This window comes from Paenactinomyces guangxiensis (genome assembly GCF_016055185.1).
GTDB lineage: Bacteria > Bacillota > Bacilli > Thermoactinomycetales > Thermoactinomycetaceae > Paenactinomyces > Paenactinomyces guangxiensis.
In genome coordinates, this window is sequence record NZ_JAECVR010000008.1 from 58,297 (window position 1) to 69,645 (window position 11,349).

Genomic DNA, 11,349 nt, shown 5'->3' on the forward strand with positions numbered 1-11,349 from the left:
TGCTCAATAGATTGTTTCTTCATTTAGTCCAACATTCTCATCGCTGAAAACTCTTCCTCAATCGGGCGGATTTTCTTGCTTCCCCGCACAAAATAATAAAGAACCGCCAGTCCGTAGATACCGAGGATCACAGCAATTAAAGGAATTTTCCACCCCAACAGCGGCAAGGAGGCTGTCAGTACACTGTATTTTACAACACTGAACAACGAGAGCAGGCCGAGCAAAAAAGCAATTCCCGGTACCACAGGATAATATACTTTAAACGGCCGTTCCAGATCGGGCTCTTTCTTGCGCAACAGAAAAAGTGAGACCATGCTGAGACAATACATGAGCACCGCCCCGAAGACGGAGAGGATGATTAAGGCACTGGCAAACTCGGCAGAAGCGGCACAGACAACCCCAATGCTTCCCGGAACGATCAAGCCCCAGTGAGGAATTTTGCGGCGATTGAGGCGGGATAGAAACTGCGGCAGATAACCGGCCCGCGATAAAGCAAATGTCTGGCGGGAATATCCGATAATAATTCCGTGCAAACTGGCAATTAACCCAGCCAGACCAATAACCGCAACGATTGAGGGGATCAGAGCCCCTTCCCCATACACATTTTCCAGGGCTTGAGGGAGAGGGTAATCAGCCGGTTTTCCGGTTCCGCCGCCTAAACCGGCCGTGATGAAAAGGGTCCCAACTGTACAGAGAGCCAGTGTTAAAATCCCGGAAATAAATCCTTTGGGAATATCTCTTTTCGGATTTTCAACTTCTTCGGCAGCCATCGCTCCCCCCTCTACAGCCAGGTAAAACCAGATGGCAAAAGGAATTGCTGCAAAAACTCCCGACCAGCCGCTTACAAAGGATTGTTGCTGCACAATATTTTCCCATTCCACATGGGGAGCCCCCGCCCCCACATAGATCGCCAAACCGATCAAGGCCAATAGGGTGGCGATCATTTCAACCAGGGCTGCTCCTTTAATACCGATCAAATTCACAAATATAAACAGAATGAAGACCGTCACAGTCGCATAAATAGCAGGAACTGCGGGAATCAGAAAATGAATATATGCACCTGTGGCCACTGCAATGGCCGGGGGCGCAAAAACAAATTCAAACAGGACGGCAATCCCCGTCAGATATCCCATGAACGGTCCCATCGCCCGCCTCGCATACGCAGATGGTCCCCCTGCATGGGGGATGGAGGTGGAGAGTTCCGAGTAACTGAAAATAAATGTGGTGTAAAACACAGTGATGAGCAAAGCGGCAATGGCTAACCCGATCGTTCCTCCCTGTTCAAAACCGTAGTTCCAGCCAAAATACTGACCTGATATCACCATTCCCACTGTAATCGCCCAAAGGTGAATCGGCTTTAATGCTTTTTTCAGATCTTTGTCAGTCACAGGTTTTCACCTCTTGATGAAATGGTTGCGACACAGCCTCTTCAGTTTGAAATCATTTTAAAAATAATTGCAGGTAATCCCTCCGTCCACATGAATAATAGAACCATTTGTCCAGTCAGACTCATCAGAAGCCAGATAGATGGCACAATGGACGATATCTTCCGGTTTTCCAAACCGGCCGCTGGGTTGCCGGCTGAGCCGAACATGACGGGCTTCTTCATCTTTGACCAGCCATTCCGTCAGTAATGGAGTTTCAATAGGTCCGGGGCAAATCGCGTTGCTGCGGATTCCCCTGGGGCGAAACTGTATCGCCAGAGACTTTGTCAGAGAGACAACTGCTCCTTTGGACGCGGTATAAGCATCTTGAGGAACACTGCATCCCATGAAAGCAACAAAAGAAGCAATATTGATAATAGAACCTTTCTGGCGTTTCATCATCTCAGGAATCACATATTTACACATCAGGAAAATCCCTTTCACATTCACATCCCATACACGGTCCCATACCTCAACAGATGTATTGATGACTGAAACATCATCGGGAGGCATAATTCCGGCATTGTTATAAAGGACATCGATTTTCCCGAACGTTTGCACTGTTTTTTCGATTGCACTTTTTACACTTTTCTCATCAGCCACATTACAGCGAATAAATTCGGCACTTCCCCCTGCTTTCCGTATTTGCAGGGCTGTTTCCCGTCCGGCTTCTTCGTTTAGCTCCAGAACCGCCACTTTCCCCCCTTCCCGGGCAAACATCTCTGCCGCCACTTGCCCCATACCGCTTCCGGCACCTGTAATCACGCAAACTTTATTTTGTAATCGCATGTGTATCCCCCGTTTCTTTTATCCCTGTTCAAAATAGCGGGCCCGTTCCCAGGAGGTAACCACTCGGTCATATGCTTGCTGCTCCACTCTTGCCGTATGTTCATAGTGGTTGGCAACAGCCTCTCCCAATAGCTTTTTTACTGTTTCACTATTTGACCACCAATCAATCGCTTCATACATATACCGCGGGATTTGTGTGACTTTTTTGGCCCCGTAGGCGTTGCCCTTAAACTCCGCAGGAGGTTCAATTTGTTGTTCAATTCCCTCCAAACCGGCCGCGATCATCGCCGCATATGCAAGATAAGGATTTATATCTGCCCCGGTAATCCGATTTTCAAACCGTAAATTTTGTTTGTCTCCGACAATCCGAAATCCGGCGGAACGGTTGTCGCGGCTCCATACAATGGAAATAGGCGCCCAGCTGTCCGGAGCAAAACGTTTATATGAATTGACATTGGGAGCAAAAAAGAGGGTGAAATCAGGGGTAAACTTCATGACACCTCCCAGGAAATGGCGCATTTTTTCCGACATGTGGTACAGTTCAGACTGTGCATCGTAAAACAGATTTTGTTGCTGTTCAAGATCCCATAAGCTGACATGGATATGCCCGCTGGAACCGGTCCAGCGATGGTCCGGTTTGGCCATAAAAGTAACCGAGTAACCGTCTTGGATGCTGATCTCCTTAATTCCATGTTTAAACATCACATGCCTGTCAGCTGAGGTTAACGCATCTGCATACCTGATGTTTACTTCATGCTGCCCGATCCAGGCTTCCCCTTTTGAAGCTTCAATCGGAATTCCGGATTGGGTCATGTAGTTGCGGAATTTAGAATAGACGGGCTCATTTCTCGTCGCTTGCAGAAGGTTGTAGTCCTCATTATAATGACCGGCAGGGCGCATAGCTTCATAGCCCTTCTCATGAATCTCTTCATATGTGTCTTTAAATAAATAAAATTCCAGTTCACTGGCCATGCACAAACGGTAGCCCATATCCTCCGCACGTTGAATTTGCTTTTTCAAAATGCTGCGTGGAGCGATCTCAATGAGCTCTCCAGTTTTTTCATCTACCACATCTGCAAGTACCATTGCTGTTTTTTCCAGCCACGGAATCACCCGCAGTGTTGACCAATCAGGCCGGGCAGTCCAATCTCCATATCCGTTCGCCCAGTTCATATGCAGGTATCCGGCCGGGGTGTTCATCTCCATATCGGTACCTAACAAATAGTTGCAAAAATGAGTCCCATGCTCTAGCCCGTTCTGTAAAAAGTACTCCGCGGTCAGCCGTTTCCCCATCAGGCGCCCCTGCATATCACAAATGGCGATGATGACAGTGGTGATTTTTCCGTCGCGAATCGCCTCTGCCAATTCGTTTTTGCACAATATACCGGTTTCAGCTTGTCCGCCCATGAATAAGTCCCTCCCATAGATGTGTTTTTAATTAAGCACCATGGAAATATATTTAAGTTCCAAAAACTCTTCCAATCCATGGTGTCCGCCCTCTCTTCCGATTCCGCTCTCTTTCATGCCGCCAAAGGGAGCCTGGGGAACACTGAGGGAAGTCCCGTTCACTCCAATCATCCCAAACTCTAAAGCTTCACTGACCCGATGGACCCTGCCCAAATCTCTGGTAAACAGGTAAGCCGCCAATCCGTAACGGGTTTGATTGCAACGTTTCACAACCTCATCTTCATTGGCAAAACTGAGGATGGGCGCAACCGGGCCGAATACTTCTTCTTTCGTCAGATTCATTCCGTCATCCACTCCGGTTAATACTGTAGGTGCGTAAAACGTTCCATGCTGATACACCCCGTCCGTCAGAGCGTGCCCCCCGAGTAAAACTTGTGCCCCTTTCGCAATGGCATCCTGAACCAGTGAATCCACTTTTTTTCGTGCACTTTCATTGATTAACGGCCCTACCTGTGTACCCTGTTCACTTCCGTCTCCCACTTTTAACTGCCGTGCCCGTTCCACTATTTTTTCACTCAAAGATTGGGCAATCTCTTGATGGGCATATATCAGGTTGATTCCGTTACACATTTGACCGCAATTCTCAAATTTGTTGTCTACAATGGCCGCAGCAGCTTGATCCGGATCAGCATCCGCAAACACGATAGCCGGAGCGTTTCCGCCAAGTTCCAATGAGACTCGTTTCACATGGTAAGCCGCCCTGCGCATTAACTTTTTCCCTACTTCAGTGGAACCGGTAAAGGAAATTTTCCGCACTCTTTCATCCGCCATCCATGCATTTCCAATCTTTGATGCTTCCCCGGTTACAAGGTTGGCTGCTCCGCCCGGGAGTCCGGTTTCCATCAGAAGATCAAACAGCGCAATGGCAATGAGAGGTGTTTCTTTGGCCGGCTTTAATACTACAGTGCATCCGGCCGCCAGTGCCGGTGCTGCCTTGCGCGTCACCATCGCCGCCGGATAATTCCAGGGGGTGATCAAAGCTGCTACACCCACAGGCTGCCGCAAAACACTGATGCGCTGATTGGGTCGGGAAGCAGGTATGATTTCCCCGTAAACACGTTTCGCTTCTTCGGCATACCATGCCACAAACTCTGCGGCACCTTCAATTTCTCCCCTGGCTTCGGCAATCGGCTTTCCCTGTTCGACAGATAAGAGAGCGGCTAGTTCCGTCCGATGGTTCAGTATTTTATCTGCCCATGCCTGCAAATAAACGGATCTTTCTTTGGCCGGACGGCCCGCCCAATCCGGAAATGCCTTCCAGGCCGCTTCCACTGCATGATGTGCCAGTTCTTCCCCGCCACAGGGAACTTTGCCGATGACCTGCCCCGTTGCCGGGTTTATCACCTCTATCGTTTGATTTAAAGTGCCTTTTTCTCCGTTAATCCAATATCTGTTAAAATTGCCCCATTTTTTCACACTCACGAAATGTTCCCTCCTTTTTGGCAGATTTGTTTCATTAACCAGCGAAAGGGAAGCAATCCCTCCTTAAATTGCACCGCCATTGTTTCCGGGTGCCACTGAATAGCCAGTACATTCGGATAATCCGGATGAAAAATTCCCTCTATGATTCCGTCTTCAGCCACCGCTGTTATTTCCACCCCCTTTCCAAGTTCTTTGATCCCTTGGTGATGATAACTGTTGGTTTCTATTTCCTGTGCCCCAAAAATTTCCTTGAGACCGGGATGAATCAGCCGGACACGATGCGCCAGATACCAGCGGGGAGCCCGGTTAAACTGATGGGACAGCGTCTTTTCCCCCGCATCGGACAAATCCTTGTACAAGGTTCCTCCAAACAATACATTAAACAATTGCAAACCGCGACAAATCGCCAGAACAGGTTTCCTTACCTGCAATGCCTCCTTAAGCAGCTCCAGTTCAAACCGGTCACGCTCCGGTGCCAGAGTCCAACAGTTCATATCCGGCCTTTCCCCATAGAGAGATGGATCAATATCCTCTCCTCCGCTTAAAATCAGGCCATCCAGCTTTTCCACAATCGTACGGCAGGACGAAGGTTTACCTACCGGAATGCCGAGAGCAATCCCGCCCACTTTTTCAACAGCATGGATATAATCATGGCCAACCACGCTGAAGCCCTGTCCGGGCAAACCGCGAAAAGTACCGCCAACCCCTTCTTCCCCTCTCACGTGGTACCCGGTAACTCCAATGATCGGAGACGATTTCAACGTTTTCACCTCCTTTGTGAAGTAACAAAAAAGCACCCCAAATACCCCTGAGCAGGTATTTATGAGGCGCCTTTGCCCGATTTTTATTCACTTTTTCAACATACTTCTAAACCTGTTGTTCCTCTGCCAAGATCCTTCTGGCCAATTCATCCATGGAAATGCGCCGGTTCATGCTGTTTTTTCTTAGCGTTTGGTAAGCCTGTTCTTCTGACCACCGGTGTTTATTCATGAGCACTCCCTTGGCTCTTTCCACCAGCTTCCGGCTTTCTATTTGATGTTGTAGCTTAGAGATATTTTGCTCTAAAGCGGCCACTTTTCTCGCCTGAGCAAGAGATATTTCCACCGCCGGGATCAGGTCGGACTCCCGGACCGGTTTTACCAAATATCCGGTGACATGGGCCTGTTTGGCTTCCGCAACCAAATCTTGCTGACTGTATGCCGTCAACAGAAGAATCGGCACATTTACAGATCGGGTGATAATTCTGCCGGCCTTCAGCCCGTTCATTTTCGGCATCTTAATATCCATAATGATCAAATCCGGCTTCAGAGAGTGGGCCAATTCAACTGCTTTTTCACCATCACCGGCTTCTCCGACCACTTCATATCCTGCTTCGGTCAGCATTTCTTTTAAATCCATTCTCCATATTGATTCATCTTCTGCCAGCAAGATTTTTGCCTTAGCCAACTATATTCCCTCCCCTACTGAAAATCGTACGACAGCTTCTGTTCCCGATTCTGTAGGAACAATGGAAAAAAATCCTGCCAGATCATGTTCTGTTAACATTTTGACAATTTGCAACCCCAGTGATGATTCATGATTTGCCGATGAAGGTAAACAACCGACTCCATTATCTTTAATATGTACCTGAACCTCCTGATCAACCTTCACCATATTAACACGAATGATACCCTGAACTTGGCCGACAAAGGCGTGCTCCACACTGTTTTGGATTAACTCGTTTACAATCAGAGCCAGAGAAACCGCTTTGTCCGAAGGCAAGCGGATCCGGTCACCTGTAAATGAAATTTCAATGTTTTTTTCCGGTCTTGCATTATTGACCAGCAGTTGACCAATCTTCTTAACCATATCCGGCAGTTCTACTTCATCCAGCCCTGTATTGGAGAGAATTTCATGGACCGAGGCAATGCTTTGAATCCGGTTTAAACTCTCCTGGAATAAAGCTTTGGCTTCCTCCGGAACCCCTCTCCTCATCTGCAGTCGCAGGAGGCTGGCAATCATTTGCAAATTGTTTTTGACCCGATGGTGAATTTCTTTTATTACTGTTGATTTCACCATGAGCTGCCGTTCTTTTTCCCTCAATTCGGTTAAATCGCGAATCAGCAGGAGCGTCCCCATCCGTTGGTTATCTCGCTGCAAAATGATACTTTTAACGGTGAATGTCTTTTTTCCGGAACTGACTTCCTGAAAAAATACCTTTTGCCCCGACAGGTCGATGGAGGTTAAAAAGCTCAATTTCTCATAAATGCTGGTACCGACAAATTCTCCCGAATGCCCCATTTCTGCAACCAGATTAATCGCATGCGAGTTGGCGTAAACCACCATCCCCTGATGATCAATCAAAAACAGGGCCTCCTGGATCAGATCAAAGACAAATGATTCCTGCTTCGTCATCTGGATTAATGTTTGACCCAAATGTTCTCTTGTCTTTGACAAAGCCTGCCATTGGTATTCAGGTAACAATTGCCAGTTGATTGCTTGCTCCATGATGAGGGAGCCGATGGTTGCTCCTTGATCATTTTTAATCGGAACCACGCTTTGTTTGACTAATTTTCCTTCCTGAGTGATGGCCCGGTTGCGGATGGTCGGTTTCCCTGTCCGGTGTGTAAGGGCAACAGCCGGTTCATAAGATTCATAAGCCAGCTGTCCGATCACCGATTTCGTATAGAGCGTCAAAGTTGTACGGGGATTCGCTTGAGCGACAACAACAGCATGTTTCCCCTCTCTTGCCGGACAATCGATAAAAACATTTGCCTGAGCCAGGTCGGCAATGAGTTGTAACTGAGCTGCGACCCCGCAAATTTTCTCAATATCAGGATCTCGCAAGTTTGTATGTTTTCTGCAAATCAGCTTCGTCTGATACAAATTTATTCCGGCTCCTTTACGAAAAAGGACCCCGTTTCCATCATGGAAAAGAGGTTTTCCGTTTTTCAATGGTATGATATCAATATTGTAGCAAAAATTAAAAAAACGGTAAATTACATATATATAAAAACCCCCTGCCGACAGCAAGGGGAAGAGCAATGGAGTGATGAACTCCCCCGACCAGTGACGGAGAGGTTCACAAGATCACCCCGTCTTTAAATATGGCAATTTCCCGGAAACCGTTTTTCTCATTGTTGGTGAGGATCTCTCCAGAAGCAACCCTTACAATGTACTCGAAAAATTCCTCTTTAAGCTGATCCATCTCTTTTTCTTCCAGGAGTTGGCCCGCATTAAAATCAATCCAATTCCTCTTTTTCTCATATAACGGCGTATTGGTGGAGATTTTCACAGTTGGGACAGGGCCGCCAAATGGCGTACCGCGTCCGGTGGTAAACAACACGATATGGGCTCCCGCCGCCGCCAAAGCGCTCACGGAGACGAGATCGTTGCCGGGTGCCTGAACCAGATTCAGCCCTGCCGATGATACCCGGTGTCCATATGGCAATACATCCACGACCGGGCTGGTTCCGCCCTTTTGTGTACAACCCAGGGATTTTTCCTCCAGGGTGGTGATCCCGCCCTGTTTATTTCCCGGAGATGGGTTCTCATATACTTCCTGTCCGTGCCGGATGAAATATTCCTTAAAGTCGTTAATCAAACGAACCGTTTTCCGGAACACTTCCTCATTAATCCCGCGATTCATCAGGATGGTTTCCGCACCAAACATTTCAGGTACTTCCGTAAGAATCGTAGTGCCCCCGAAACTGATCAACATATCGGAAAATGCACCGACCAGAGGATTGGCCGTAATACCCGAGAAACCGTCCGATCCACCGCACTTCAACCCGATCTTAAGTTTGGAGAGAGGGACCGGCTCTCTTTCAAAGGTTTCCGCGTATGCAACCAATTCTTCCAGCAAACGCATTCCTTCTGCCAGTTCATCTTCCTCTTCCTGGGAGACCATAAATTTCACTCTGTTCGGATCAAAGTCTCCCAACACCTTTTTAAACTCCGGGACATTATTGTTTTCGCAGCCCAGGCCGACAATCAACACTCCCGCCGCATTGGGATGATTGGCCAGACTGGAAAGCAGCAACTGGGTATTGACCAGATCGTCTCCCAGTTGGGAACAGCCGAACGGATGGGCAAAATGATAGACACCGTCAAAATTTCTGCCCTTAAATTGTTGATTGGCGAGGCGGGCAAGGGTCTCGCACGTTTTGTTGATGCATCCCACCGTATTAAGGATCCAGATTTCGTTGCGCACACCTGCTTCACCATTTTTGCGGACATATCCTTGAAACGTTCGTTCTTCCGTGGCCGCCGCGAGTTCAACCGGATTTGGTTCATATTGATACTCCAGCAGGCCTTTGAGACCGCTTGTCAGGTTGTGGGTGTGGACCCACTCGCCCGGCCTGATGGGTTTAACAGCCTTTCCGATCGAGTAGGCAAATTTAATCACATCCGCTCCCGCCGGGAGTTCTTTGATGGCAATTTTATGTCCCCTGGGAACAGTTTCCCGAACGGTTATCTTGGTATTTTCCAACGATATGATGTCACCGTCGTGAAATTCCTGCAAAGCAACAATCACGTTATCCTGAGGATGTATTTGAAGATATGGCTGAGTCATCCGTTTCTCCCCATTTGTATAAGTCCTTCAATGAAAGGCCTTTTTTATGTGTTCTCTTTATTTCAAGATACAGCAGATCGAATTTCATGTAAACGCCTGATAAACCGCACGAAACGTGGCTTCTCCCCAAAAATGGCCCAAAACTGCCTTAGGTTTGCCTCTGTCAGGATTCACCGTCTGTATGCCTATGAAGTACCGGTAAGTCTGGCACCACTTTGCAGGATATCAGAAACGTGCTCGGATACCTGATCTGTTAGTCCGGCAAACTGGTTTAAATTTTCGCCCCAGAGAGTTCCATTGGCCAGAATCATTTTTACCGCGCCTGAAACATCCCCGGATTGTTGCCATGCCCGTTGCATGAACCGCAATGTTTCTTCATGATCACGGATGGGGTATTCCTCTCCGCCAGCCTTTCCGATCAGGTGGTCTGCCTCCATGCGATCCGGCTTGTAAAAGACAAACAGGGAAGCGAGTGAGTATGCAATCGCAAACGGAACCGACCCGAACGAAGCCATAAACCTTGAAAGAGTCGGCATCACTCTGGCCTTGAACTTGGAAACAGAATTTAACGAAATATCAAGCAAATAATGCCTGTTAAATGGATTTTGGAAACGTTCCAGTACTGACTGGGCAAAGGATTTTTTCACTTCATCCTCCAGATCAATACATGGAAGAATTTCTTCATTGATTGCCTTTTTGATGAAGGCAGCCAGTTCGGGAGTTTCCATCACTTCAAGTACCGTTTTCTTGCCGTGCAGGTGCCCCACCACCGCCATCATGGTATGAGCTCCGTTCAGGATACGCACCTTAAGTTCCCGAAAAGGGGTAACGTCTGACCAGTACACTTGCAAACCGGCCTTATGGAACGGGACGATTTCCTGTACCGCAGGGTCTGCCTCGATAGCAAACAAATGGTACGGCTCTCCTACGGTAATCAAATCATCCCTGTATCCCAGCTCACTCCAGAATTGATCGGGATTGTCTTTGGGAAAGCCTGTCACAATCCGGTCAACCAGGGTATTGCAAAATCGATTGGAGTGTTTGACCCAGTCCGTAAATTCCCCCGGCAAATGCCAGTCGCCGGCAATTTGCAATACCCTCTCTTGAAGAACCTCCCCGTTATTGTCCACCAATTCGCAGGGAATGATCGACCAGCCGGCCTCAGGCGCACCTTGAAAAGTTTTGAAACGGTGGTACAGGCACGCTGTAAGTTTTCCCGGGAAGGAACGCGGCGATGTGGCGGGGTCATATTCTTCGTATTGGTACTCCAGTCCCGCCTCGGTCGTATTGGAAAACACCAGTTGAATGTCGGGATTTGCCGCAGCCCTGAGCACTTTTTCCCATTCTGTATAGGGATTTATCCCTCTTGAGATACAGCTGATCACTTCCCGGCTGTCTACAACGTTTCCCTTGTCAATTCCCCTTAATACGACAGTATACAATCCGTCCTGGGCATTTAACACCGGAACCACTTTTCCACGTGGAGTCGGCTGCACTGCGACGACACTGCCGTGAAACAGTCCTTGCATATTCATGCGATGAATCATCCAGTCAACAAACCCGCGCAAAAAATTGCCTTCTCCAAATTGCAGAACTTTTTCCGGCAACAAACCACCCTTCATCTGGTTGAGCGTACCCGCTTGTCTGATCACATCCAGATTAAGCTGTTGCCTTTCCATCAACTTATCCCTC

9 protein-coding genes are annotated in these 11,349 nt (G+C 48.0%); all 9 read right to left on the bottom strand.

Going from position 1 to position 11,349, the window contains the following annotated elements:
* Positions 1 to 23: 23 nt before the first annotated feature.
* A complete protein-coding gene (eat, locus tag I8U27_RS09445; protein WP_181751829.1) occupies positions 24 to 1,388 on the bottom strand; it encodes an ethanolamine permease in 1,365 nt (454 codons plus the stop codon).
* A gap of 57 nt (positions 1,389 to 1,445) precedes the next feature.
* On the bottom strand, positions 1,446 to 2,213 hold the full coding sequence (locus tag I8U27_RS09450; protein WP_181751828.1) for an SDR family NAD(P)-dependent oxidoreductase: 768 nt from the start codon (positions 2,211 to 2,213) through the stop codon (positions 1,446 to 1,448).
* An 18-nt stretch (positions 2,214 to 2,231) separates the two neighbouring features.
* Positions 2,232 to 3,620: a glutamine synthetase family protein gene (locus I8U27_RS09455; protein WP_181751827.1), complete on the bottom strand. Its 1,389-nt coding sequence runs from the start codon at positions 3,618 to 3,620 to the stop codon at positions 2,232 to 2,234.
* A gap of 27 nt (positions 3,621 to 3,647) precedes the next feature.
* Positions 3,648 to 5,102: an NAD-dependent succinate-semialdehyde dehydrogenase gene (locus I8U27_RS09460; RefSeq protein ID WP_181751826.1), complete on the bottom strand. Its 1,455-nt coding sequence runs from the start codon at positions 5,100 to 5,102 to the stop codon at positions 3,648 to 3,650.
* Positions 5,099 to 5,863, bottom strand: a complete 765-nt coding sequence (locus I8U27_RS09465) for a gamma-glutamyl-gamma-aminobutyrate hydrolase family protein (RefSeq protein WP_181751825.1) — start codon at positions 5,861 to 5,863, stop codon at positions 5,099 to 5,101. Before I8U27_RS09465 ends, I8U27_RS09460 begins: the two co-directional genes overlap by 4 nt.
* Positions 5,864 to 5,969: 106 nt before the next feature.
* Positions 5,970 to 6,548 (bottom strand): ANTAR domain-containing response regulator, encoded by a 579-nt coding sequence (locus tag I8U27_RS09470; protein ID WP_181751824.1) that lies wholly within the window; start codon positions 6,546 to 6,548, stop codon positions 5,970 to 5,972.
* Complete coding sequence (locus I8U27_RS09475; RefSeq protein ID WP_220185935.1) at positions 6,549 to 7,967, bottom strand: sensor histidine kinase; 1,419 nt, start codon at positions 7,965 to 7,967, stop codon at positions 6,549 to 6,551. It abuts the gene before it with no gap.
* 196 nt (positions 7,968 to 8,163) lie between these two features.
* Entirely contained in the window at positions 8,164 to 9,657 is a 1,494-nt protein-coding gene (locus I8U27_RS09480) for a UxaA family hydrolase (RefSeq protein WP_181751823.1), read from the bottom strand.
* A gap of 185 nt (positions 9,658 to 9,842) precedes the next feature.
* Positions 9,843 to 11,336: a tagaturonate reductase gene (locus I8U27_RS09485; RefSeq protein WP_181751822.1), complete on the bottom strand. Its 1,494-nt coding sequence runs from the start codon at positions 11,334 to 11,336 to the stop codon at positions 9,843 to 9,845.
* Positions 11,337 to 11,349: the final 13 nt, after the last annotated feature.

Coding starts and splice junctions, on each gene's coding strand:
- I8U27_RS09450 (WP_181751828.1), bottom strand. CDS start 2,213: ATGCGATTACAAAATAAAGTTTGCGTGATTACAGGTGCCGGAAGCGGT.
- I8U27_RS09455 (WP_181751827.1), bottom strand. CDS start 3,620: ATGGGCGGACAAGCTGAAACCGGTATATTGTGCAAAAACGAATTGGCA.
- I8U27_RS09485 (WP_181751822.1), bottom strand. CDS start 11,336: ATGGAAAGGCAACAGCTTAATCTGGATGTGATCAGACAAGCGGGTACG.
- I8U27_RS09480 (WP_181751823.1), bottom strand. CDS start 9,657: ATGACTCAGCCATATCTTCAAATACATCCTCAGGATAACGTGATTGTT.